Consider the following 25,016-nt stretch of genomic DNA (forward strand, 5'->3'; position numbering starts at 1 on the left):
ACATGAAAAAAGGCGAAATTTTAAAATCAGGAGATGTGGTCCTTCCTGCACCAACCACCCTGTCTGTAGCAGATGAGATCATATGGACCTCAGACACCGGAAGGACACTGATGGGACGGATGGTTGGAGATGTAGTAGCTGAGAAGAAAAATCTCAGTATAAAGTGGGAATGGTTGACAGACAAAGAAGTGAAAATGATTAAAAACCGGTTGATAGCCGGCTTTTTTCCGTTCACATTCCATGATTCAGGGATTGATTTTACGATCGAAGCTTACAGGGGAACGCTGACCAAAGAACATTACGGTTATCTGGGAGATGGGAATTATTACTACAGGACGGTTTCAGTAGATGTGATACAGAGGTGACAAGATGATCAATACAAGCATAGCATTCCGCAGAGCATTAAGCGAAAACAGGGAGTTCAGGATAAAAGATACGATCACCCTGAAAAATAAAAAAGAGATTCCAATTCCGATGATGGATCTGAGAGAGTATAAGATCAATGAAGCTACTTCTGCATCTGGGAAATTCGAAATAGGCGCTGCAGTGATTAAAGAATACAAGGTTACACTGGATAATTCGGAAGAACAGTATGATGACTGCGATTTTGAAGGCGCAAATATACAGGCTGTGATTGGTCTGAAACTGGCGGATGGGACGTGGGAAGACCTGAAAAAAGGATTGTATCGGGTATATACAGCAACATTCGGCGAAACTACACTGCAGATCACAGCCTATGATGAAATGATCTATTTTGACAGACCGTACAGCGAATGTACCCTTTCCTATCCGGCAACGGTCCGGGACATTGTACTGGATGCCTGCCGGCACTGTCAGGTGGATTGCGAGTCTGGTTCAATTGAGATGGGAAACTACATTGTCAAAACAAAACCAGAAGGAAGCATAACGTATCGAGACGTGATTTCGTATTGCGCGCAGATAATGGGCTGCTATGCACGAATTAATCATCTGGGACGGCTTGCTTTTGGATGGTACGATTTTTCGGCAGTAGGATCCGGTGATCTGGATGGCGGGATTTTTGATACCGCATCACAGGAAAAATATTTGTCCGGTGATGAAGCTGACGGCGGAACATTTGATGATTACAGTTCCGGATATACATACGATGGTGGCTCTTTTGCTGACATGGATACCTATCATCACTTCTATGACCTGTATAACAAGTCGATAAACGGAACCGACATCAATGTCACAGGAATCCAGATCACAACAAAGAAAGACAGTGCAGATGAAAAATATCTGTATGGTACGAATACATATGCGCTGGAAATCAAAGATAATCCTCTGATCCAGACAGACACGATGCAGCAGGTAGCGAAACATATAGGAGATAAGATTATCAACAAACCGTTTCGTCCGATGAGTGTTTCTATTCAGGGAAATCCGGCAATTGAAGCCGGTGATGTAGCTGTGGTATCACCGAAGACAACATCTTCATATACGACAGTGATCACAGACACCACATTCAGCCTGTTTGCGGCACAGTCGATCTCATCCACAGCCGAGACACCAACTGCAAAAACATTCACACGCTATGGAGCAGCAACAAAGCTACTGGAAGCCGCGCGGAATTACACTGATCAGGAAATGTCTGCCTACGACCTTGTCGTCCAGCAGATGAACCAGCTTGCAGCAAACACCATGGGCTTCCACGAGACAAAAATCATCCAGGATGACGGCTCTGTGATCGTGTACCGGCATGATAAGCCGAAATTATCCGAATCCAAAATTGTCTACAAATCCGGTATTGACGGTTTCTTCGTGACGAAAAACTACACTGGCAAAGACTCCACCACAGTCTGGAAAGCAGGATTCGACAGTAACGGCAATGCAGCTCTCAATATCCTTTCCGTGATCGGTATCCACTGGGATTGGGCTTACGGCGGAACACTAAGCCTGGGCGGTGTAGGTAATGGGAATGGGATTATGAAGGTTTTTGACAGCAACGGGGTTCTTATATCAACACAAGATATTAATGGGTATTTTCTATACGATAAAAACGGATTAATCAAGGCAATTATCAACAAAGATTCGATTCGATTATTTAGTACTCCACTGAATCCGAATGTGATAGAGGAGTCATCATATGAAGGCATTCAATTAAATGGGGATGGCTTTTGCAGAATTGGAGGCACGTATTGTTTTGATGATGGTGAGCTTTCGATGGAAATATCTGATGCATACGACCCATTTGTGTCTTTGTCAAGTGAAATAGATGGAAATGTCGTCGGAAATTTTGACGAATTGCTTGCAGGTGTCTTCTGGGCTACAAACGCAACAATCAAAGGTGGAACAGCAACACTTGACAGCCTTACATCGAAAGCCACAAAGCTTCTAAACGTCAAGCAGAATACGAATGCTTACGATCTGTTGCTTATGACAGATGGAACTGTAACCAGAGCAGCGTCTTCGTCCAAACGCTATAAGGATATTGGAGACGCCATTTCGGAAATGGATATTGATAATTGGTACAAAATAGAACCAGTCTGGGCGAAATACAAAGACGGTTATCTTGCGGAAGGCGACGAAAACGAGGGACGCTATCTTCCAATGTTCATTGCTGAGGATGTGGAAAAATGTTTTCCGCAAGCGGTTGCACATGATGGTAGTCAGGTAGAAGACTGGAACTACCGTATGATGATCCCGGCAATGTTTGCAATGATCAAACAGCAGAAAGAAGAAATTGAATCCCTGAAACAGGCAGTTAAAGAAATAAGAGGTAATTAATATGGCAATAACAACGAGACATGGTCCGTACAACAAATTTGATCCTCAGAAACTCCGCACGGCTGAGATTGCTGTGGTGACAGAAGGGGATCCTCATGCATTCGACGGAAAGGCAATCTACCAGTGTTTTTCCCCCGGTGATGTAAAACGTATGGCAACCTATGAAGACATGGCAGACCAGATAGAAGAGGCCGGAGGAGAAGTCATCGACAATCATATCGAGGAAAAAGTCGGAGTAGCTCTGAAAGCCTGTGAGGATGCCACAAAAGCGGCACAGGATGCAAAGACGAATGCAGACAAGGTGGTTTCCAGTGCGAATACTGCGGCATCGAGTGCAGATACAGCAGCTAAGTCAGCAAATGAAGCAGCAGAAAAAGCACTGGAAGCAGTAAGGAAATGCGAAGGTCTTACAGATAACACCAGAATCACAGCTCTTGAAAATGCTATCAAAGAAATAAAAGAAGCACTGAGAAATGTGCTGGCTACGGAATAAGCTTATGAACAGATCAGGAAATCCACCGTAGGCTATCAGGAACACGAAAAAACAACCACACACAGAAAGGAAAAGAAAACATGGCAGTAAAAAAAGTAGAAGCCGTCATTAATGGTCAGACTTATACGTTGACATTAAATTCAGCGACGGGCAAATATGAGGCAACTATTACAGCACCGGCAAAATCCAGTTACAACCAGACTGGACATTATTATCCGGTCACAGTAAAAGCTACAGATGATGCAGGAAACGTGAGAACCGTAGATGCTTCGGATTCCTCTATAGGAAGTTCCCTGCAGTTAAAAGTCAAAGAGAAAACAGCTCCGGTTGGTACGATTACATACCCGACTGCATCTGCATACATCATCAACAACAAACCGATTTTCCGGTTCAAAATTACAGATGATGATTCTGGTGTAAATCCGAATACTATTGGTATCACAATCGATTCCGGAAGCAAGATCACCGGCAGTGCAATCGTCAAGACTGCAGTCTCCGGAGGATATGAATGTACATACACACCTGACACAGCGCTGTCTGATGGTTCTCATACTATCAAGATTGATGCATCCGATAACGACGGAAATGCAGCAGTTCAGAAGTCGGTTACTTTCAAAATCGATACAGTTCCACCGGCACTGTCAATTGCATCCCCTGCAAATGGCCTTGTAACCAACCGGGCAGCATGCACAGTTACGGGTACAACCAACGATACTACATCCAGCCCCGTCAAAGTTACGGTCAAGCTCAACAGTGGTTCGGCAGAGAGTGTTACAGTTGGATCCGATGGAGGCTTCTCCAAGGTTCTTACGCTTACTGAGGGCAGCAACACGATTACAATCGTGGCTACGGATTCTGCCGGCAAGTCTACTACAGTAACCAGAACTGTAAAACTGGATACTTCTGCGCCTGTGATCAAGAGTGTTACCCTGACTCCGAATCCGGTAGATGCAGGAAAGACCTTTGTGATCAGCGTAGAAATCACAGACTGATATGGCAGCCACCAGAGTCTACGGTCTGGCAAACGGTACTGAGGTTATCTTTTCCCATGCGCAGGGCGACGCATGGGAAATCCCGGTGCCATGGACCGAGGACGGAAAATATATCGTCGAAATATTTGCAGAAGACGAGGCCGGCAATACCTCGCATATCTGCAAAATGATGTTTGTCATATCCGGGCATGAGATATGTGCTTATGTTATGGATATGGGAGAAAACGAAACTGTAGGAACTGGAAAGTATCATGCTGAATTGATAGAAAGGGGATATGAAATTGAGCGTTGCGTATGTTGCAGAAGTCCGGTATGACCTTCCGGAAGAACGCTGGCTGAGGGCAGTTATTAAACCAAAATGTGAAGCAGATCTTCCTTTCGTGATCGAATCGGCACGCTGGGAACTGTACTACAAAAATGATGATGGCGAAGATGAACTGGAAAGCTCCGGTGACTGCGAGATCAACGGACATGAGCTTGCAGCATTTATCTCTCCGAAGAATGCCGGAACATATCGGTTCAAGTATATTTATGAAATTGCCGGTGAAACATGGGTAGATAACGTAAAAATCAGGGCGAGGTGATGTTATGGCAGCAAATGTTTATGTTGAAAGCGTCACCTTGTCCCCTAATCCGGTAGAAACAAGGAAGACGCTTCTGATATCCGTTGATGTCCAGAATGTCAAATACATTCTGGGAACAGGGACAGGAAAGGCACTGGATACTGGTAATGGTGCCGCACTGCAGGTAAAAGAATAGGAGGAAGAATCATGACAGAAATTGAATTGTTATTGATGGAAAAACTGGCCGCAAAAGAAACACCTGCGGACACAGATACAATGATTGTTGCGGAAGGGAACAAGCTCAAAAAGTCTACAATCGCCCAGCTGGTTACATTCCTGAAAGAGAAGCTGGGAATCAATTCACTAAACTCAAAGTTGAACGGATGGAAAGTTGAAAATTACAAACTTGAAGTCAATTCAAGTACTGGATATATTGGTGTTAATAAAGATATTTCTTTAAGTGGATATAAACCAGTTTGTATAGCTAATTATTGGCTATACAATACATCATGGTATGCTATCAACAAAATATGGATAGACTATGCTACACAAAAACTTTCTGTTGCGGGTAGACATATCAATAATTCCCAATCTGATGAATATGTGATAATATTCGTACAAATTTTATATGTACCAGTTTAATAGTTTTTAATAAACTGAAGCATATAAAAACTTCCTTCTCCAGAATGCTCACCACCTGACATTCAGGCAGTATTACAATCACTGCAGGGAAAGACCACGCAGATCTATTGCTATATCGACCAGAATAACGTGAAGAATGCATATCGCAAGTATGCAATATAGGAGAAAAAACATGAAAATCAGAGCAGAGCCGAAAGGCTCTTATTTTATTGTCAATTTGCGCCGGCGCAACCGGAGAAAGGATAAAAATATGAAAGAAAATTATATCAAAGCATTTTTTACAGGGGTATTTGCATTGATCAGTTCAATGCTTGGTGTGCTGACGATTCCGGTGATCCTGATGGTAGCATGTAATGTGCTTGATTATGCCACAGGATTAATGGCATCTACATATCGATCACAGGACATTAACTCTTATAAGAGTATCAGAGGAATCATGAAAAAGGTATGCATGTGGCTTCTTGTTGTGGTGGGAGCGGTAATTGACCAGTTGCTTTTATATGCATCCCAGACCGCAGGTATAACATTGCCATTTACATTTCTGGTAGCTTGCATTGTAGCAATCTGGATTATCTGTAATGAGATTATCAGCATACTGGAAAATATTAAAGATATGGGAGTTGCAATCCCGGGATTTCTTCTGCCGATTGTGGAGCATGTGAAATCACAGGTAGAGGACAAAGCAGATATCAATAAAGATTCAGAGGGCGAGTGATCGTCCTCTTTTTAGTGGAGGAATACAAATGCTAAAGATTATGGGACAGGCTGCAGCTACCGTAACGCAGATGCAGACCTATATCAAAAAAGTTAATCCAAAGGTGCCCGATTCGGTTATCAAGATGATTCCGTTGTACATTTCTGAAGGAGCAGTTGAGGGAGTAAGAGGCGACATTGCCTTTGCTCAGAGCTGCCTGGAAACCGGTAACTTCACATTCTCAGGTTCAGCAGTGACGTTGGATCAGAACAACTTCTGTGGTATGGGTGTGACCAGGAATGGAGTAAAAGGCAATAGCTTCAAGACTCCACAGATTGGTGTCCGGGCGCAGATCCAGCACCTGCAGGCGTATGGATCTATTGGCCGACTGAAACAGACTGTCGTGGATCCACGATACACTTATGTGACCAGAGGCTGTGCGGAGTATGTGGAATATCTCGGGATTCAGGAGAATCCAAAGCACTATGGATGGGCTGCCGGAAAGAATTATGGAAGTAAGATTATTGCTATCCTGAACAATATTTTAGCAGTCACATCTGGAACAACAGAAAAGGAGAACACAGTGAAAGTAAACATCAAGAAGATGATCAGCAAAAAGAACTGCTATATCGGTCAGAACAAACCTGCCTATGTTGTGATTCACGAAACCGACAACTGGAGCAAAGGAGCGAATGCCAGAGCACATGCTCTTGCCATGAAGAATGGAAACCTTGCCGGTACAGTCCATTATTATGTGGATTCTGAAAGTATCTATCAGACATTAGAACACAGTGATGGTGCCTGGGCTGTCGGAGATGGAAAAGGAAAGTACGGAATCACGAACCGGAACTCTATCAATATCGAGATCTGTGTGAATCCGGAATCAGATTACTATAAAGCAGTAGATAAAGCGGAGCAGTTGGCGGCGTATCTCCTGAAACAGTATGGATGGGGAACGGACCGTCTGAAACGTCATTACGATGCATCCAGGAAACATTGTCCTAGACGGATCCAGGATGAAGGGCTCTGGCCAAGCTTTGTACATAAGACGGCAGCGTATATGAATGGAACTGCATCAGCCACTGCAAAACCATCAACTAGCACAAAACCATCAACAACCACATCGAAAGAAGCCGGTTATATGTTTGAGCCAAAATTAGTAAAACTTGGAAGTGAAGGAACATCAGTCCTGTTACTGCAGGAGATTTTGATTGCAAGAGGATTCAAAGGAAAGAACGGAAAAGCACTGAGCTTATCCAGAAAAGCAGATGCAAATACCATTTATGCATTAAAACAGTACCAGAAGTCCAGAAATGGAGTACTGGTGGTAGATGGAGAATGCGGAGAGAACACATGGAAAGATCTGATTGCAATTTGACGATATTATAATAAGAAGAAACTCCGGCAGGTACCCGTCTGCCGGAGAAATATTGTATCATCTTTGAAAGCATTAGAATATTCTGGTTAGTCACACGTTGGTCACAAATAAAAACTGGAAACCCGCATAAACTGGGCATGTGGCACTACTTTGCCTTTTCTAAAGTAAAAATAAATTCGGTGCCGATACCTTCAGTACTGATAACATTGATATGCTGACCATGTGCTTTGATGATTTCTTTGACAATTGCCAGACCGAGACCGGTGCCTTTCTGGTCTTTGCCACGGGATCGGTCGATTTTGTAAAAACGTTCCCATATTTTATGAATACTTGCTTTCGGGATTCCGATTCCGTGATCTTTGACAGAAACGAAAATTTTCCCGTTTTTTTCGGTGGTCTCAATCGTAATCGTCGAGTTATCCGGACTGAATTTGATTGCATTACTGAGAAGATTATACAAAACCTGCTGGATCTGTTCCATGTCGGCCTGTGCCAGCAACTCCCTGCCGGACAGAATCAGCTCCAGAAGAATATTACGGCTGGTGCAGGAACCCTCAAAGGAAGCTGCGGTTGCTTTGATTACACCGTTGATATCAAAAGGCTGAATGTTCAGCATACGTTTTTGAATATCGAGTTCGTTGAGAGTCAGAAGCCCGCGGGTAAGCTTTTCCAGACGCTCTGTTTCATATGAGATGATCTTTAAGTACTTTTCCTGCATTTCCACAGGAATCGTACCGTCAATCATTGCCTCTATATATCCTTTGATAGAGGTAAGCGGAGAACGGAAATCGTGGGAAATATTGGAAATAAACTGTCTCTGGTATTCTCCGCTGCGATTCAGTTTATCAGCCATGTAGTTCAGGTTTTTTGCCAGATAACCCATTTCATTTTCGGAATCAAGGGGAATCTGATAAGAAAGATTTCCGTTTGCAAATTCTGAAGCACCTTTTGTGATTTCCCTCAGTGGACGGCGGATATACCGGCTGTACCACAGAAAGAGCACTGCTGCAACCAGATAAGTGATGATATACAGAAGCTGGATGATCCACAAAAGACCACTGCGGCTCTGGTAGAGGTCACTCATCAGATAATGAACAGCAACATATCCTTTAATATTCATATCTTTAGTGATCGGAGCAATCGTACTTAAACGAGTTTCCGGGAAATAACCATAGAAGTTCCCGATCTGGTAATAGTTGCTTCCCCAGGAAGCCGGATTAAAACCATCCAGATCAATCGGATGATCAGGAGAAATATCCTGGCGTGTACTCAGGATGAGCTGACCGTTGCTGTTAATGATCCAGATAATCGTATCATTACCTGTGGCAAGAGACAGATCGTTTCGGATTTCATCCATATCAGAAGAGGTAATGATGTGGCTGACCAGATCACTTTCGGCAATCCGGTGCGCAGTCTGATACATATCGGAACTGATGGATTTTTCCAGCTGGTTTTCCAGAAGATGGGAGCCCACGTATGTTACCACAAAAAATCCGAGTACACCAAGCAGGATATATACGCCCCAAAATACCGATGTCAGTTTCTTTTTCATTTGTTTTTGACCTCAAATTTATAACCGATGCCCCAGACGGTGGAAAGGCTCCACTGCGGATGATCTTTGATTTTTTCACGCAGACGTTTGATGTGTACGTCTACGGTTCGGGTATCGCCAATATATTCATATCCCCAGATATGGTCAAGAAGCTGCTCTCTGGTAAATACCTGATTTGGAGAGGCTGCCAGAAAATAGAGCAGTTCCAGTTCTTTTGGCGGCATATCCACCTGTCTGCCCATATAGGTGACAGAATAATTGGTGAGATTGATCGTCAGATCCGGGAAACTTACACATTTTTCATCAGGGTTACCGGCTGGCTGACGAACCTTGAAACGACGGAGAACGGCGCGCACACGGGCAACCAGTTCCTTTGTGTCAAAAGGCTTGATGATATAGTCGTCGGCACCAAGTTCCAGACCGAGAACTTTGTCAAAAGTTTCTCCTTTGGCAGAAAGCATAATGATCGGAACGTCGGAATTGTGGCGGATCTCGCGACAGACCTGATAACCGTCGATTCCCGGAAGCATCAGGTCGAGCAGAATCAGGTCAGGATGAAAAGTATTGAATTCTTTCAGTGCCTGTTCTCCGTCATTTACAATTCTGGTTTCAAAACATTCTTTTGTAAGATATAAAGAAATCAGTTCAGCAATGTTGTTGTCGTCATCTACGATTAAGATTTTCTGTTTTGTTACCATGGTATTCGCCTTTCTGTTATTTTTTGAATTCTACGATCGTAACACCGGCATCGCCTTCGCCAAATTCACCGAGACGGTAGGATGCGACATGTTTCTGGCGTTTCAGGTAATTGTGTACACCTTTTCTAAGTGCGCCGGTTCCCTTACCGTGAACGATTCGTACTGTTTTCAGATGTGCGATATATGCATCATCCAGATACTTGTCCAGCTCTGCGATTGCCTCGTCAACGGTTTTGCCGAGAAGGTTGATCTCGGTGGAAACGCTTGCGGACTTTGACATGCGGATCTTTCCGGCTCCGGTCCGGGAAAGAGATGGTGTAGTGATCACCGGTTCATCAATCAGTTCAAGATCGGAAATATGGACTTTGGAACGGATGATGCCCATCTGTACAAACAGATATCCTTTGGAATCAGGGCGTGTACTGATCGTACCTTTGAGATTCATACTGAGTACACGTACGGTATCACCCGGACGGACATCTTTTGCGGTGAGTTCTTTCTTTGGCTTCTTTTTGGCAGCCGGCTGAGACATCTTCTGTTCTGTTTTATTGAGTTTCTGGCGAAGTTTCTGGCGTTCGCGTTCCACGGCCGCCGTATCTACATAATCATTATGAAATTTATGGAAAAGCTTCATGGTCTGATCTGCATAATCTTTTGCTTCCTGAAGAACCTTGTGAGCTTCTTCGTTTGCCTGACGGATGATGCGGTCTTTCTGAATATCCAGTTTTTCCTGTTTGCTTTCTAACTGTTTCTTAAGTGTTTCAATTTCCTGTTTGTACTGTGCAATCTCCGTGCGTTCGTTTTCGATTGTGACACGGCTTTCTTCGAGAGAAGTCAGGACATCTTCGAAAGACTCGTCCTGTTCATTGAGCTGTTCTTTCGCTTTTTCAATGATGGACTGAGGAATGCCGAGTTTGGAGGAAATTGCAAAGGCATTACTTTTACCCGGAATACCGATCAGGAGACGATAGGTCGGGCTTAAGGTTTCTACATCAAATTCACAGCAGGCATTTTCAACACCGGAAGCGGAGAGGGCAAATACCTTCAGTTCACTGTAGTGAGTAGTTGCCATGGTTCGGATTCCACGCTCATGAAGATAAGAGAGAATGGAGATGGCAAGTGCAGCGCCTTCTGTCGGGTCCGTTCCGGAACAGAGCTCATCAAAAAGTACGAGAGAATGACGGTCTGCTTTATCCAGAAAAGAAACAATATTGGTCATATGTGAGGAAAAAGTACTTAAGGACTGTTCAATACTCTGTTCGTCACCGATGTCCGCATAAACTTCATGAAAAAGTGCAAGTTCGCTGCGGTCAAGTGTCGGAATATGAAGCCCGGACTGCCCCATAAGAGTCAGAAGGCCGACTGTCTTGAGGGATACGGTTTTACCACCGGTATTTGGCCCTGTGATGACAAGGAGGTCAAATGTGTCGCCGAGCCGGATGTCGATTGGGACAACTTTCTTTTTATTAATGAGTGGATGGCGGGCCTTTTTGAGATTGATGCGTCCTTCATCGTTAAAAATCGGTTCGCTGGCATTCATGTCCATGGCAAGTGCAGCTCTTGCAAAAATGAAATCAAGCTGTACCATGATCTTGAGGTTCAGTGAAATAGTTTCCTGTTCCAGTGCAATCTGCTGGCTGAGATCAGCAAGGATCACTTCGATTTCTTTTTGCTCCTGTAATTCCAGCTCACGCATGTCATTATTTAATTTAACAACAGACATTGGTTCGATAAAAAGTGTAGAACCGGTGGAGGACTGGTCGTGGATCATTCCGGGAACCTGACCTTTATATTCGGCTTTGACCGGAATACAGTATCTGCCGTTTCGCATGGTGATGACAGAATCCTGCAGATAAGTACGGACACCGCCGTTTACCAGTGAAGTGAGCTGTGTGTGGATTCGGTCATTTGTGATTTTCATATTGCGGCGGATCTGGCGAAGTGCCGGGCTTGCATCATCACTGAACTCATCCTCAGAAAGAATACATCTGCGAATTTCGGCAGAGAGTGGGGTCAGTGGAGAAAGTGCATCAAACATACCATCCAGAGAATCGACCGGAAGATCGTTTCGCTCTTTACGTGAATATGCTTTAACCCTGGAAGTATTTTCCAGAAGAGCGCAGATAGCAAGAATTTCCTGAATACCGAGAGAACTTCCGAGTTCCAGACGTTTCAGGGAACCACGTATGTCTTTGACACTTCCGAAAGAAACAGAGCCTTTCTGAAAAAGTCTTGTCAGGGCATCCTTCGTCTGAATCTGCATCAGACGGATCTTTTCAAGATCGGTGGAGGGTTCCAGATTTTTACAGAGCTGCTTACCCATATAGGAAGAAGCTTTGTCTGTAAGCTTTTCTATGATTTTTGGATATTCCAATGCATTAAGTGCTTTTTGATTCATAATAACTCCTCGTTGCTGAATTGGCTTAGTTTACCAGTTTCTATTCTACATGATTTAGGCAGGAATGAAAAGAAAAATGTGAAATTTTGTTCATAAAAACTTCATAAAATCCGACTCTTCAGAAATACTTGTCGAAAAGTGTCGAACTGTAATCTATTGTGTTATGGCAGAAAAGGCAGTATGATAAAAGAAAAGGGTTTTCCTTGTGTATAGTATAGCATTAAGGTATAATAAAAGTAGTTTTTTGGCATACGTTAAAAAGTTATAATAAGGAAATCGGCAAACCAGATGAAAGTCTGGGACGCAAAGCTACAGGGCCTGTAAAATGGCAGCCAGTTGCATAAAATGAGGTGCACTGTCTGTGAGACGGTGTTTTTTTATGTAAGCAGACTGCATCTGGCGCGCAAAGCGTAACAAGTCCCTCAAAGATTGAGGGGTTCAGGGAGTTTGAAGCGGACTTGTCCGCTTTGTTCTTTTTATGATGTTATTTCACAGACGTAATCATCATGATTTTATCGGGAAGAGAGAATAATGTGAAAATCAAAAAAATAGCAGGGATGGAAAAGAAATGAAAGAAAAAAGAGTGATCGCAGGTATTCTGCTTGTGGGAATCTTAGCAGTCACCCTGACAGGGTGTAAAAATACAGACAGCAGAAATAAAGAAATCGAAAAGCCGGTCATCACGCTTGGCAGCGACAACTATCCGCCATACAATTATCTGAATGAAGATGGTGAGCCTACGGGGATAGATGTAGAACTGGCGGCAGAAGCTTTCAAAAGAATGGGATATCAGGTGGATGTTGTCCAGATTGACTGGGAGAAGAAAAAAGAACTGGTGGAGAGCGGAGAGATTGATTGTATCATGGGCTGCTTTTCCATGGAAGGACGCCTTGATGATTACCGATGGGCCGGACCGTACATAGTAAGCCGTCAGGTGGTTGCTGTAAATGAGAACAGTGATATCTATAAACTAAGTGACCTGGAGGGAAAGAACCTGGCTGTTCAGTCCACAACCAAACCGGAAAGCATCTTTCTGAACCGGACAGATGAGAGAATTCCAAAACTGGGAAATCTGATCAGTCTTGGACACAGAGAGCTGATCTATACGTTCCTGGGGAAAGGATATGTAGATGCAGCTGCCGCACATGAGGAATCGATTGTCCAGTATATGAAAGATTATGATGCAAGCTTCCGTATCCTGGAAGAACCTCTGATGCTCACCGGAATAGGTGTTGCTTTCGCAAAAGATGATGACAGAGGAATCTGTGAGCAGATGAACCAGACTCTGGAAGAAATGCGGCAGGACGGCACGACTCTGAAAATTGTTGGAAAATATCTGGATGATCCGGAAAAGTATCTGGAGGTGGATGATCTTGGATATTAAGAGAAAGAAAAAAGAAAAACGAATCCGGCTGATCGGCGGTCTGATTGGAATCTGTGTGGCTGTAGTCTCTCTGTTTTATTTTTTCCACGCAGAAAAAGCGGAAGCAGAGAAAAGAATGGTGGAGATTGTAAATTATGTCAAAGTGCAGTGTTCTACCTACACCCATTATAATGAATCTTCGGAATCCAAGAGCCTTCTCCGTGCTATTGAAAGTGCCAGACAGATGAGTACAAATATTAACATGGAAACAGAAAACGGCGGTCAGCTGAGCCGGGAATTGTTGAAAGGAAATCTGCAGACTCTCTGGGTGGATGGTATCATTGTACTGGATAAAGAAGGAAAGACGGACTGTGAATACAGCACGGATGAATCTCTTGCCAATGAGATTACGGAGTATCTGCAAAAAGAAATTATCATGGATTTTGCCGGATATGAAGAAAGATCTTATTCGGAACGTTTTATCAGAGAAGACGGGTCACGTATCGACATTGCAGCCTGTGCCAGAAAAGATGCACCGGGTATCGTTGCTGTTTATTATTATACATCTCCGGAATTTGTCAGAAACTACACATTGACGATACAGGGGCTTTTAAACGGCTATAGTGTCCAGAAGGATGGAACGATTATTGTTGCAGATGATGGAACAGTTGTTGCCAGCAATGATGAGAGCATGTTAGGGCAGAATACAGCCGGCAACGAGGTCGTTCAGGCAATGAAAAAGCATACAGACAGTCAGCACATTTATCATTTGAAGAATGAAGGAACCGGATGTTACGGGATCATGCTGAAGCAGCGGGATTATTATATTTATGCATATCTTTCGGACACTGAAGTGTTTCATAACCTTCCATTAAGTGTAGCAGGTGTTGTTTTTCTTTATTTTCTGATATTCAGTATATTCTTATTCTGGAGTCACAGAACCAATCAGGTACATCAGAAACTGGAACAGGAAAAAGATGAAAAATATAAGGCAGAACTTCTGACAGCAGCAAAAAAGGCAGAAGCTGCCAATGAGGCAAAAACAGAGTTTCTTCAGCGAATGAGCCATGATATCAGAACTCCGATCAATGGAATCTGCGGTCTGGTCAATATGGCAGAACATTATGCAGATAATATGGAGAAACAGACAGAATACAGAACAAAGGTGAAAGAGGCATCCAATCTGCTGCTGGAACTGGTAAATGATGTTCTGGACATGAGTAAGCTTGAGTCAGGTGAAATCGTTCTGGAAGAGATTCCATTTAATCTGAGCAAAATCTCCAGGGAAGTATTTGTTGTGATCGAGCAGATGGCAGCAGAACAGAATATCCGGATTGTATGGGAGAAAAAAGAAATCACACATCGTGATCTTATGGGAAGTCCGGGGTATGTGAAACGTGTGATGATGAATATTCTGTCCAATTCGATGAAATATAACAGAGAAAACGGATATATCTATATCAGCTGCATTGAAATTCCATCCGGACAGCCAGAAATGACGATAATGGAATTTGTTTGCAGGGATACCGGAATCGGAATGGCAGAAGAGTTCCAAAAACACATTTTTGAACCATTTGCACAGGAACATTCAGGAAGCCGCACAAAATTTGCCGGAACAGGTCTGGGAATGCCGATTGCAAAGAAACTGATTGAGAAAATGGGTGGAACGATTACCTTTGAAAGTGTAGAAGGCGTAGGGACGACATTTGTGATCAGGGTTCCATTCCGGATTGATACAGACAGGGACAGCAAAGTTGAAACTGGAGAAAAAACAGAAGCTTCCATCCGCGGGCTGCACATTCTTCTGGCGGAAGACAATGATCTGAATATGGAAATTGCAGAATTTATGCTTCAGAATGAAGGTGTTGAGGTGACCAAAGCATGGGATGGACAGGAAGCCGTTGAGTTATTCAGAAAAAGTGAACCCGGTGAATTTGATGTAATTCTTATGGATATCATGATGCCGGTAATGAATGGTTATGAAGCAGCGAAAATGATTCGTTCTATGGACAGAGAGGATGCTAAGAAAATACCGATCATTGCAATGACAGCAAATGCCTTCACGGAGGACAGAATAAGAGCAAAAGAAGCAGGAATGGATGAACATGTTGCTAAGCCTGTTGACGTAGAATTACTGATAAAAGTAATTCATAGATTGGTGGAGTGATGAAAAAATATGGATAAAAGACAAAAAATACTGATTGTAGATGATTCAAAATTTAACAGGGATATATTGAAGGAGATTCTCGGAGAAACTTATAATTATCTGGAAGCTGAAAATGGAAATCAGGCAATCCAGATAATAGGAGAAAATATTGGGATTGATCTGATGCTTTTGGATATCAATATGCCACAGATGAACGGCTTTGAAGTCCTGAAAATAATGAAAGAAAGTCAGTGTATTGAAGAGACTCCTGTAATTATGATCTCTTCTGAAGAATCTGTTGATACTATGCGAGAAGCATATGAGATGGGAATCACAGATTATATCACACGGCCGTTTGACTCTGTTATTGTAAAGAAAAGGGTTCAGAACACGCTGAGCCTTTATGCAAACCAAAATCATCTGGTCAATGTGGTTGTAGACCAGATTTATGAAAAAGAAGAAAATAATAATATTATGATCAGAATTCTAAGCAGTATTCTGGGATCCCGTAACAGTGAGAGCAGGGAACACATCCTGCATATTAAAACAGCAACGGAAATGATGCTGAGACAACTGATAAAAATAACGGACGTCTATCATCTGACAGAAGCAGATATTGCTTTGATCACAACTGCATCTTCACTTCATGATATCGGTAAAATCTATATTCCGGAAGAAATACTGAATAAACCAGGAAGACTGACGGATGAAGAATTTAAGATCATGAAAACTCATAGTAAGCTTGGAGCAGATATAATTCAGGATATGCACTTACCACAAGAAAAGCCGCTGGTGCATACTGCATGGGAAATTTGCAGGTGGCATCATGAAAGATGGGATGGAAAGGGATATCCGGATGGACTGAAAGGTGAAGAGATACCGATTTCTGCGCAGGTTGTATCGATTGCTGATGTTTATGATGCACTTACCAGTGAAAGATGTTACAAGAAAGCATTCGATCATGATACAGCAATCAAAATGATCCTGGATGGACAGTGCGGCCAGTTTAATCCAATCCTTCTTAAGTGTTTGAAAGAGCTAAGCCCCCGGCTTTTCAAAATGTTCAGCAACGAGACGGATGATAGTAAACAGTATTATGAAGCACAGAGGCTCTCTAATGAAATTCTCAGTGAAAAATCTTTACCGCGCAAAAACTATTCCCAGCATCTCATCAAAGTCATGCAGGAAAAGATAGATTTCTTTAAGAAAAACAGTGGCAGGAACTCTGTTGATTATAATGCAGTTTCAGGTCTGCTGACTATAATAAATGAAAATCAGCAGACACTATATCAGAGAGTTGATTCCAAATTTGATGTATTCAAAGAGTTCGAAGTGAGTGAAGAAGATGTTCAACATATCATAGATTTACTGGATCATACATCTGTTCAAGATAAAGAAATTTCTGTGCAGATAGAAGCGAAGGTGGAAAATAACCGTCAGCTGTATAATCTGAAATTGCATACGTTGTGGTCTTCATTAAAGAAAGACGGCTTTATAGGAATTGTTGGATATATTGACAGGGCAAATTAAGGAGGACTCGTAATGAAAAAGAAAAAATGGAACAGAGTTTTGGCTGTACTTTTGGCAATGGTGATAGCCGTATCACTTCTGTCAGCATGTGGCAGTAAAAGTGCGGAGAAAGAAGATGCAGAAACAATCACAGTGTACTTATGGAGCACAAATCTGTATGAAAAATATGCACCATACATTCAGGAACAGCTTCCGGATATCAATGTTGAATTTGTTGTAGGCAATAACGATCTTGATTTCTACAGATTTCTGAATGAAAATGGCGGATTGCCGGATATTATAACCTGCTGTCGTTTTTCACTTCATGATGCAGGTCCCCTGAAAGACAGCCTGATGGATCTTTCCACAACCAATGAGGCAGGTGCTGTCTATGATACCTATCTCAGCAATTTTATGAATGAGGATGGAAGCGTAAACTGGCTTCCGGTGTGTGCGGATGCGCATGGTTTTGTAGTGAACAAAGACCTTTTTGAAAAGTATGATATTCCTCTTCCGGCAGATTATGAAAGCTTTGTCTCTGCCTGCCAGGCATTTGAACAAGTGGGTATTCGTGGCTTTACTGCAGACTATTATTATGATTATACCTGTATGGAGACACTGCAGGGGTTGTCAGCATCAGAGTTGTCTTCTGTAGAAGGACGTAAGTGGCGTACTGCCTACAGTGACCCGGATAACACAAAAAGAGAAGGTCTGGACAGTACAGTCTGGCCGGAGACTTTTGAACGTATGGAGCAGTTTATCCAGGATACCGGTCTGAGTCAGGATGATCTGGATATGAATTATGATGACATAGTTGAAATGTATCAAAGTGGCAAGCTTGCCATGTACTTTGGCAGCTCTGCCGGTGTAAAAATGTTTCAGGATCAGGGCATAAACACGACATTTCTTCCATTCTTTCAGGAGAACGGCGAAAAGTGGATTATGACTACGCCATATTTTCAGGTGGCTTTAAACCGTGATCTGACAAAAGATGAAACACGCAGAAAGAAAGCAATGAAGGTGCTGAACACAATGCTTTCAGCGGATGCGCAGAACAGGATTGTTTATGATGGACAGGATCTGTTAAGCTACAGTCAGGATGTGGATCTTAAGCTTACAGAATACCTGAAGGATGTGAAACCTGTGATCGAAGAAAACCATATGTATATCCGCATTGCATCAAATGACTTTTTCTCCGTTTCCAGGGATGTGGTGTCTAAGATGATCTCAGGAGAATATGATGCAGGGCAGGCCTATGAGTCATTTAACACGCAGCTTCTTGAAGAAGAATCTGCTTCTGAGGATATCGTGCTGGATTCACAGAAATCTTATTCCAACCGTTTTCATAGCAGCGGCGGGAACACGGCATATTCTGTTATGGCAAACACTCTGCGTGGCATTTATGGGACGGATGTGCTGATCGCAACCGGAAACAGCTTTACGGGAAATGTGCTGAAAGCCGGCTATACAGAAAAAATGGCGGGAGACATGATCATGCCAAATGGTCTTTCGGCTTACAGCAGCAAGATGAGCGGAGCCGAACTGAAAGAGACAGTTAAAAACTTTGTAGAAGGCTATGAGGGCGGATTTACTCCGTTTAACCGGGGCTCTCTGCCTGTGGTCAGTGGCATTTCCGTGGAAGTCAAAGAAACAGATGATGGTTACACATTGAGCAAAGTTACAAAAGATGGAAAAAAAGTTCAGGACGAGGATACTTTTACGGTAACCTGCCTTGCGACACCAAAACATATGGAAGCTTATCCTGCAGATGAGAATATTGTGTTTGAGGGAGGAGATACCACTGTGAAAGATACTTGGACAGGACATATTTCAGATGGTGATGCCATTCTTGCAGAGCCTGAAGACTACATGACTCTGAGGTGAGAAGAATGGATATTAAGAATCATAATAAAGGCAGAAAGAAACCTGTCATGGGAAAACGATTCCAGATAGCTGTCTTTACAGCTGTTTTACTGGGAATTGTTCTGTTGGTTTTCCGGTATTCCAGATTTGTGTCGAAAACTATTTATGAGGAAAGTGTTTCTCATCTGACGGAAGTTTTTCATCAGTCTGATAACATGCTGAGGGAACTGACAGATAAGAACCTGACCTATCTTCATATGTGGGGGGAGAATCTGCAGAATATTTCCAGCGAAGATGAAATTCGTGATTATATTAAGAAAGCGCAGGAAGATGCCGGCTTTTTGGAATTCTTTTTTCTGTCAGCTGACGGGAACTATAAGACGGCAACAGGGGAAAACGGGTACCTTGGATTACAGGGAAATACTGAAGAGGAGATCCGGCAGGGAAATGATGTTATCGCGAATGCAACAGTTCCCGGAAAATCTCAGCTGCTTGTTTTTGCCACTTCCAGGGCGCATGGAATCTATCAGGGATTTGAATATGATGCAATTGCCATTGCGTATGAAAATTCTGATATTGTAGATGTGCTGGATATTTCTGCCTTCAATGGAGATGCTCAGAGTTTTACTGTTCATCCGGATGGCCGTGTTGTGGTCGATCATTCTTCTGAGTCATGGGGGAACGTGTATAACTTCTTTGGCGTTCTGAGAGAACATTCAGACATGTCCGAAAAAGAAATCAATGAGCTTTCGGAAAAGTTTAAAGCAGGACGTACCGATGCGATGCTGGTGAATCTGGATAAAGAGAATTACTATCTGGTCTATGAAAAATCGGATATCCAGGACTGGATGTTTCTGGGACTTGTAAGGGAGAATATCGTCAACGCCAGTATGAACAGTCTGCAGCGCAGTACAATGCTTCTTGTCAGTGTGGTTGTGCTCTGTATTGCCGCTTTACTTATCAGCTTTATTATTCAAAAAAGCAGGGCAAGTCTCAGGAGAAAAGATACAGAGATCCTGTACAGGGATGAGCTGTTTCAAAAGCTGTCAATGAATGTGGATGATGTTTTCCTGATGCTGGACGCCAAAACATATCAGGCAGATTATGTCAGCCCGAATGTGGAAAAACTGATGGGATTTACGGTAGAACAGATCCGGAAGGATATTTATATTCTGGGAAAACTGCATCCATGGGATTCTGAGAATTCGAAGAAGAATTATCTGGAGGGAATCCAGACTTCGGAACAGCAGGAATGGGATTTTGAATATCTTCATCAGAAAACAGGAGAACGACGCTGGTTTCATATTGTGGCAATGGGCAGTGAGGTGAACCGGAAGAAGAAATATATTCTGGTTATGTCGGACCGTACCTCTGACAGGAATATGAATCAGGCACTTTCTGAGGCAGTACGTGCTGCAGAGACAGCAAATAAGGCAAAGAGTACTTTCCTTTCCAATATGTCTCACGATATCCGGACACCAATGAATGCAATCATCGGTTTTACTACACTGGCTGTAAGTAATATTGATGATAAGGAAAGAGTACGGGATTATCTTGGGAAAATTCTTTCTTCCAGTAACCATCTGCTCTCACTGATCAACGATATACTGGATATGAGCCGGATTGAGAGTGGAAAGATTCATCTGGAAGAAACAGAAGTCAGTCTGTCGGATGTACTTCATGACCTGAAGACGATCATCAGTGGGCAGATTCATGCGAAGCAGCTGGAACTTTATATGGATGCAATGGATATTACGAATGAGGATGTCTATTGTGACAAGACGCGTCTGAACCAGGTGTTGCTGAATCTTTTGTCAAATGCAGTTAAATTTACACCTGCAGGAGGAACCGTTTCTGTCCGGATCAGACAGCGTCCTGGAACACAGAAAGGCAGTGAGCTGTACGAGATCCGGGTAAAGGATAACGGAATCGGCATGAGTCAGGAATTTGTACAGAAGATCTTTGCTCCTTTTGAGAGGGAGCGTACTTCCACAGTCAGCAGGACCCAGGGCACAGGACTTGGCATGGCCATCACTAAGAACATTGTGGATATGATGGGCGGAACCATTGAGGTTCAGACAGAACAGGGCAAAGGCACCGAATTTATTGTTCGTCTGCCATTCCGGATTCAGTCTGAGCACCAACGTATAGAGAAGATTGCTGAACTGGAAGGCCTTAAGGCGCTGGTTGTAGACGACGATTTTAATACCTGTGACAGCGTGACAAAAATGCTTGTGAGGGTTGGAATGCGTTCGGAATGGACACTTTCCGGCAAGGAAGCTGTTCTGCGTGCACGACAGTCTATGGAACTGGGAGATGCATTCCACGCTTATATCATCGACTGGCGTCTGCCGGATATGAATGGGATAGAGGTCACCCGTCAGATCCGCAGCCTTGGTGATGATACACCGATCATTATCCTGACTGCTTATGACTGGTCTGATATCGAAGCAGAGGCCAGGGCAGCAGGAGTGACTGCATTCTGTGCGAAACCTCTGTTCATGTCGGATATCAGAGAAACTTTGATGACTGCCATCGGCCAGAGTCAGTCTGAACCAGAAGATTCGGTTCTTCCGGCAGCAGGTTCAGATTTCAGAGGCAGATGTATACTGCTTGTGGAAGATAATGAACTGAACAGAGAAATTGCGGTGGAGATCCTTAATGAATATGGATTCCTGGTTGATACCGCAGAAAATGGAGCAGAGGCAGTGGAGAAAGTTAAAAATTCAACATCAGGTAAGTATGATCTGGTGCTGATGGATGTGCAGATGCCGGTAATGAACGGATATGAAGCTACAAAGCAGATCCGTGCGTTGGATGATCCTGCACTGTCGGGAATCACTATCCTTGCCATGACTGCCAATGCCTTTGATGAAGACAGAAAGAAAGCACTGGAATACGGTATGGATGGGTTCCTGTCCAAACCAATTGTCATAGAGGAATTGATCAGCACCCTGCAGAGAAACCTGAATTAGCTGTCCGGAGTATTAGCCCCCACAAATAAAGGAAACAAAAAATATGGATAATAATAAAAAAAAATCAACCGTACTATGTGCAGGTATATTTGTGGTTTTAGTAATATGGATGATATTGACAGTACCTTGCCGGGCTGCTGAGGCGGATAACGATGAAAAGCAGTCACAGATCATTCGTGTCGGTTCATTTGAGGATACCTTTGATTATGTTGATAAAAACGGCGTCAGACGAGGTTATGGCTACGAGCTCATGCAGGCTCTGACAGGCTATACCGGATGGAAATTTGAATATGTGAAATGTGACTGGTCTGACTGTTTTGATAAGCTTGAAAATGGTGAGATCGATATCATGGGTGATATCTCTTATACCGAGGAACGTACACAAAAGATGCTTTTTTCAGATGAACCGATGGGTGAGGAAAAATATATCCTTTATGCTGATCTGTCAAATATGGATATTGGGACGTCTGATTTCAAGTTTATGGATGGCAAACGTGTAGGTGTGCTCATAGATACAGAACCTGAAATCATGCTGACAGAATGGGAAAATAAGAATGGCATACATACAGAGCATGTAAATGTGTACAATAATGATGATGTCGAAAAGAAATTAGCAAATCATGAGATTGATTGTTTTGTATCTCTGGAAGAATCCATCTGGTCTGAACAGGGAATAGCATCCGTTAGCACGATCGGCAAATCAGGCATATATTTTGCAATAAATAAAGAGCGCAGTGACATCAAGACGGAGCTGGATCATGCTATGCGCCAGCTGGAACAGGATAGTCCTTTTTTTAAGGCAGACCTGTATAAGAAGTATTTTACGCTTGATTATAACCAGAGCCTTACAGGCGGAGAAAAGTCATGGCTGGAAGAGCATGGTGACATCCGTATAGGATTTTTGAATAATGATCCGGCAATCTTTTACAGGGACGAAGCAACTGAAAAACTTATGGGTATGCTGGCAGAATATACCTCTTATGCCAAAGACTGTCTGGGGAATCGGGCACTGAAATTTTATATGCAGGAATATGACAGCTATGACGAAATGACGCAGGCTCTGCAGAATTGTGAGATTGATGTAGTTTTTTATGCCGGCAGAAATCCTGATTTCGCAGAAAAAAACGGGTATGCACTTACAAACACAGCCTGGACCTACAGCCTGATGGCGGTAACGGATGAGGGAAAGTTTGATGAGAACAGGGTGTATACAGTAGCTGTACCAAAGGAAAAAGACGCCTTAAAACAGCATATTGCTTTCGGTTATCCGCAATGGAAGCTGGTAGATTATGATTCGCTTGAGGATGCCGCAGATATGGTCATGAATGAAAAAGCAGACTGTTTTCTCATAGGAACCAGTCAGGCACTGAAGTATGATAACAATCGAGATTTCAAGAGTGTTCCACTTACCAAAACAATGGAAGCGTGTTTTGCAGTAAGAGGTGGAGAAGGAACCCTCTTATCGATATTGAATAAAACTTTAAAGGCCATGCCGTCTGACATGCTTACAAGCGCACTTGCTATCTATGACAGTACAGCAGACAAGGTGACTTTTTGGGACTTTGTAAAAGACAATATGTTTGCATTTTTTGTCGCCATAGGATTTTTTGCACTCAGCATCATTAGTATTATCTTCGTACTTTTACGGAAGGCAAGGAAAGCAGAAGCTGTTGCAAAGCTTGCGGCAAATGATACACAAAAGCTCAATGACAAACTGGAAATCGCTTTGAAAAAAGCAGAGGATGCCAGTCTGTCAAAGACCCGTTTTCTTAACAATATGTCACATGACATCCGTACTCCTATGAATGCAATTCTTGGTTATGCACAGCTTATGGAGGATGAGCTGAAAGGAAAAGGGCTGCCTGAAACTTCAGAGCATTTGGAAAAACTACAGCAGTCAGGAACTCTTCTCCTGTCAATCATAAATAATGTACTGGATATGGCCAGAATTGAGAGTGGAAGGATGGAGCTTGATGAGAATTACTGCCGGATTGAAGATGTCTGGAAGTCTTTGTTTGCAGTGTTTGATGAAAAAGCAATGAAAAAGAATATTGTGCTTCATTACGCGATGAATGTAGAACATGAGCATGTACTGACAGATGTTACCAAGGTAAAAGAAATATTCGTCAATATCCTCAGCAATGCCATAAAATATACTCCGGCCGGTGGTTCTGTTATGGTAGATGTAGATGAATTATCTTGTGATGAGTCTGGATACATGATAGTGAGGATTAGTGTCAGTGATACCGGAATCGGTATGAGTCAGGATTATCAGACAAAGATTTTTGAAGCATTCACACGTGAGCAGAACACCACAAAGAGCAAAATCGCAGGAACCGGACTTGGGATGTCAATCGTTAAGAAATATGTTGAGCTGCTTGGTGGAATAATAAATGTAGAGAGTGAACTTGGAAAGGGCAGCACTTTTACAGTTACATTAAAGCACAGGATAGCGGATGAAAGCTATTATGTAAAAGAGTACATTGAAGAGTCCGGAACAGGAAGTGAAATCCTTGAAGGCAGGAATATCCTTCTGGCGGAGGATAATGATCTGAATGCGGAGATTGCAGAGGCAATCCTTGAGCGTGCCGGCCTTAAGACAGAGCGTGTGGAGAATGGTATTCAGTGCGTAAAAAGAATAATGGAAATGCCAACAGGAACATATGATATGATCCTTATGGATATCCAGATGCCCCAAATGGACGGTTATAAAGCAACGCAGGCAATCAGAAACCTGCCAGATAAGGATAAAGCGTGCATACCGATCATTGCAATGACAGCAAATGCATTTGAAGAAGATAAGAGAGAGGCTATTGCAGCCGGAATGAATGGTCATATCGCAAAGCCGATCCAGGTTGATAAGTTGCTGTCGATGTTAGCGGAAGTTATAAGGCAATAGCTTTTTTAAAAGCGACAGCCAGTATCCGCAGACACAGAAATACAGGCAAAAGCCCCCGGAGGTGCGAACTCCGAGGGCTCTCTTTGAAAATACGATTTTAAAG

The 25,016-nt window shown here is 42.9% G+C and carries 19 protein-coding genes and 1 riboswitch; of the genes, 16 read left to right on the forward strand and 3 right to left on the reverse strand.

Annotated elements, in window-relative coordinates; genetic code table 11:
* Positions 1-2: 2 nt before the first annotated feature.
* The 10 genes from H8Z79_RS13935 to H8Z79_RS17640 all read left to right on the forward strand — a co-directional run bounded on the left by H8Z79_RS13935 (position 3) and on the right by H8Z79_RS17640 (position 7,510).
* A complete protein-coding gene (locus H8Z79_RS13935; RefSeq protein WP_118040710.1) occupies positions 3-365 on the forward strand; it encodes a hypothetical protein in 363 nt (120 codons plus the stop codon).
* Between the two features lie 4 nt (positions 366-369).
* Positions 370-2,748: a tail fiber domain-containing protein gene (locus tag H8Z79_RS13940; protein WP_118040708.1), complete on the forward strand. Its 2,379-nt coding sequence runs from the start codon at positions 370-372 to the stop codon at positions 2,746-2,748.
* A gap of 1 nt (position 2,749) precedes the next feature.
* The gene (locus H8Z79_RS13945; RefSeq protein ID WP_118040706.1) at positions 2,750-3,241 is read left to right on the forward strand and encodes a hypothetical protein; all 492 of its coding nucleotides are present in this window, start codon (positions 2,750-2,752) and stop codon (positions 3,239-3,241) included.
* An 80-nt stretch (positions 3,242-3,321) separates the two neighbouring features.
* On the forward strand, positions 3,322-4,233 hold the full coding sequence (locus H8Z79_RS13950) for an Ig-like domain-containing protein (protein WP_118040704.1): 912 nt from the start codon (positions 3,322-3,324) through the stop codon (positions 4,231-4,233).
* Between the two features lies 1 nt (position 4,234).
* On the forward strand, positions 4,235-4,549 hold the full coding sequence (locus H8Z79_RS13955) for a PF13754 domain-containing protein (RefSeq protein ID WP_118040702.1): 315 nt from the start codon (positions 4,235-4,237) through the stop codon (positions 4,547-4,549).
* Positions 4,515-4,817: a hypothetical protein gene (locus H8Z79_RS13960; RefSeq protein WP_118040700.1), complete on the forward strand. Its 303-nt coding sequence runs from the start codon at positions 4,515-4,517 to the stop codon at positions 4,815-4,817. The genes H8Z79_RS13955 and H8Z79_RS13960 overlap by 35 nt, the downstream gene beginning before the upstream one ends.
* Before the next feature lie 4 nt (positions 4,818-4,821).
* The gene (locus H8Z79_RS13965; protein WP_182279249.1) at positions 4,822-4,992 is read left to right on the forward strand and encodes a hypothetical protein; all 171 of its coding nucleotides are present in this window, start codon (positions 4,822-4,824) and stop codon (positions 4,990-4,992) included.
* Positions 4,993-5,003: 11 nt separating this feature from the next.
* A complete protein-coding gene (locus H8Z79_RS13970; protein WP_118040698.1) occupies positions 5,004-5,438 on the forward strand; it encodes a hypothetical protein in 435 nt (144 codons plus the stop codon).
* A gap of 172 nt (positions 5,439-5,610) precedes the next feature.
* Positions 5,611-6,153 (forward strand): phage holin family protein, encoded by a 543-nt coding sequence (locus tag H8Z79_RS13975; RefSeq protein WP_330607594.1) that lies wholly within the window; start codon positions 5,611-5,613, stop codon positions 6,151-6,153.
* A gap of 28 nt (positions 6,154-6,181) precedes the next feature.
* Positions 6,182-7,510 (forward strand): N-acetylmuramoyl-L-alanine amidase, encoded by a 1,329-nt coding sequence (locus H8Z79_RS17640; protein WP_118040696.1) that lies wholly within the window; start codon positions 6,182-6,184, stop codon positions 7,508-7,510.
* A gap of 145 nt (positions 7,511-7,655) precedes the next feature.
* Here the strand turns inward: H8Z79_RS17640 and H8Z79_RS13985 are convergent, their stop codons facing one another.
* The 3 genes from H8Z79_RS13985 to H8Z79_RS13995 are packed head-to-tail and all read right to left on the reverse strand — an operon-like array spanning position 7,656 to position 12,158.
* A complete protein-coding gene (locus H8Z79_RS13985) occupies positions 7,656-9,062 on the reverse strand; it encodes a sensor histidine kinase (protein WP_015540873.1) in 1,407 nt (468 codons plus the stop codon).
* Complete coding sequence (locus H8Z79_RS13990) at positions 9,059-9,760, reverse strand: response regulator transcription factor (RefSeq protein WP_072521490.1); 702 nt, start codon at positions 9,758-9,760, stop codon at positions 9,059-9,061. Before H8Z79_RS13990 ends, H8Z79_RS13985 begins: the two co-directional genes overlap by 4 nt.
* 16 nt (positions 9,761-9,776) lie before the next feature.
* Positions 9,777-12,158: an endonuclease MutS2 gene (locus H8Z79_RS13995; RefSeq protein ID WP_118040694.1), complete on the reverse strand. Its 2,382-nt coding sequence runs from the start codon at positions 12,156-12,158 to the stop codon at positions 9,777-9,779.
* Between the two features lie 268 nt (positions 12,159-12,426).
* A riboswitch (cyclic di-GMP riboswitch) is annotated at positions 12,427-12,502 on the forward strand.
* A gap of 224 nt (positions 12,503-12,726) precedes the next feature.
* Between H8Z79_RS13995 and H8Z79_RS14000 the strand changes: the two genes are divergently transcribed.
* The 6 genes from H8Z79_RS14000 to H8Z79_RS14025 are packed head-to-tail and all read left to right on the forward strand — an operon-like array spanning position 12,727 to position 24,913.
* A complete protein-coding gene (locus H8Z79_RS14000; protein WP_118040692.1) occupies positions 12,727-13,542 on the forward strand; it encodes a substrate-binding periplasmic protein in 816 nt (271 codons plus the stop codon).
* Positions 13,526-15,688: a response regulator gene (locus H8Z79_RS14005; RefSeq protein WP_118040690.1), complete on the forward strand. Its 2,163-nt coding sequence runs from the start codon at positions 13,526-13,528 to the stop codon at positions 15,686-15,688. Before H8Z79_RS14000 ends, H8Z79_RS14005 begins: the two co-directional genes overlap by 17 nt.
* 9 nt (positions 15,689-15,697) lie before the next feature.
* The gene (locus H8Z79_RS14010; protein WP_118040688.1) at positions 15,698-17,197 is read left to right on the forward strand and encodes a response regulator; all 1,500 of its coding nucleotides are present in this window, start codon (positions 15,698-15,700) and stop codon (positions 17,195-17,197) included.
* Between the two features lie 12 nt (positions 17,198-17,209).
* Complete coding sequence (locus tag H8Z79_RS14015; protein ID WP_118040686.1) at positions 17,210-19,060, forward strand: ABC transporter substrate-binding protein; 1,851 nt, start codon at positions 17,210-17,212, stop codon at positions 19,058-19,060.
* Between the two features lie 5 nt (positions 19,061-19,065).
* On the forward strand, positions 19,066-22,014 hold the full coding sequence (locus H8Z79_RS14020) for a hybrid sensor histidine kinase/response regulator (RefSeq protein WP_187002905.1): 2,949 nt from the start codon (positions 19,066-19,068) through the stop codon (positions 22,012-22,014).
* A gap of 43 nt (positions 22,015-22,057) precedes the next feature.
* On the forward strand, positions 22,058-24,913 hold the full coding sequence (locus H8Z79_RS14025) for an ATP-binding protein (protein WP_118040682.1): 2,856 nt from the start codon (positions 22,058-22,060) through the stop codon (positions 24,911-24,913).
* The last annotated feature ends 103 nt before the right edge of the window (positions 24,914-25,016 follow it).

The sequence above is a fragment of the Blautia intestinalis genome, assembly GCF_014297355.1.
Lineage (GTDB): Bacteria > Bacillota > Clostridia > Lachnospirales > Lachnospiraceae > Blautia_A > Blautia_A intestinalis.

Bases quoted from the DNA above. Each gene is read 5' to 3' on its own strand.
- H8Z79_RS14005 (WP_118040690.1), top strand. From the start codon at position 13,526: ATGATCTTGGATATTAAGAGAAAGAAAAAAGAAAAACGAATCCGGCTG.
- H8Z79_RS13935 (WP_118040710.1), top strand. From the start codon at position 3: ATGAAAAAAGGCGAAATTTTAAAATCAGGAGATGTGGTCCTTCCTGCA.
- H8Z79_RS13985 (WP_015540873.1), bottom strand. From the start codon at position 9,062: ATGAAAAAGAAACTGACATCGGTATTTTGGGGCGTATATATCCTGCTT.
- H8Z79_RS13950 (WP_118040704.1), top strand. From the start codon at position 3,322: ATGGCAGTAAAAAAAGTAGAAGCCGTCATTAATGGTCAGACTTATACG.
- H8Z79_RS13955 (WP_118040702.1), top strand. From the start codon at position 4,235: ATGGCAGCCACCAGAGTCTACGGTCTGGCAAACGGTACTGAGGTTATC.
- H8Z79_RS13995 (WP_118040694.1), bottom strand. From the start codon at position 12,158: ATGAATCAAAAAGCACTTAATGCATTGGAATATCCAAAAATCATAGAA.
- H8Z79_RS13975 (WP_330607594.1), top strand. From the start codon at position 5,611: ATGAAAATCAGAGCAGAGCCGAAAGGCTCTTATTTTATTGTCAATTTG.
- H8Z79_RS14000 (WP_118040692.1), top strand. From the start codon at position 12,727: ATGAAAGAAAAAAGAGTGATCGCAGGTATTCTGCTTGTGGGAATCTTA.
- H8Z79_RS13990 (WP_072521490.1), bottom strand. From the start codon at position 9,760: ATGGTAACAAAACAGAAAATCTTAATCGTAGATGACGACAACAACATT.
- H8Z79_RS14010 (WP_118040688.1), top strand. From the start codon at position 15,698: ATGGATAAAAGACAAAAAATACTGATTGTAGATGATTCAAAATTTAAC.
- H8Z79_RS13970 (WP_118040698.1), top strand. From the start codon at position 5,004: ATGACAGAAATTGAATTGTTATTGATGGAAAAACTGGCCGCAAAAGAA.
- H8Z79_RS14025 (WP_118040682.1), top strand. From the start codon at position 22,058: ATGGATAATAATAAAAAAAAATCAACCGTACTATGTGCAGGTATATTT.
- H8Z79_RS13965 (WP_182279249.1), top strand. From the start codon at position 4,822: ATGGCAGCAAATGTTTATGTTGAAAGCGTCACCTTGTCCCCTAATCCG.
- H8Z79_RS13945 (WP_118040706.1), top strand. From the start codon at position 2,750: ATGGCAATAACAACGAGACATGGTCCGTACAACAAATTTGATCCTCAG.
- H8Z79_RS14020 (WP_187002905.1), top strand. From the start codon at position 19,066: ATGGATATTAAGAATCATAATAAAGGCAGAAAGAAACCTGTCATGGGA.
- H8Z79_RS14015 (WP_118040686.1), top strand. From the start codon at position 17,210: ATGAAAAAGAAAAAATGGAACAGAGTTTTGGCTGTACTTTTGGCAATG.
- H8Z79_RS13940 (WP_118040708.1), top strand. From the start codon at position 370: ATGATCAATACAAGCATAGCATTCCGCAGAGCATTAAGCGAAAACAGG.
- H8Z79_RS17640 (WP_118040696.1), top strand. From the start codon at position 6,182: ATGCTAAAGATTATGGGACAGGCTGCAGCTACCGTAACGCAGATGCAG.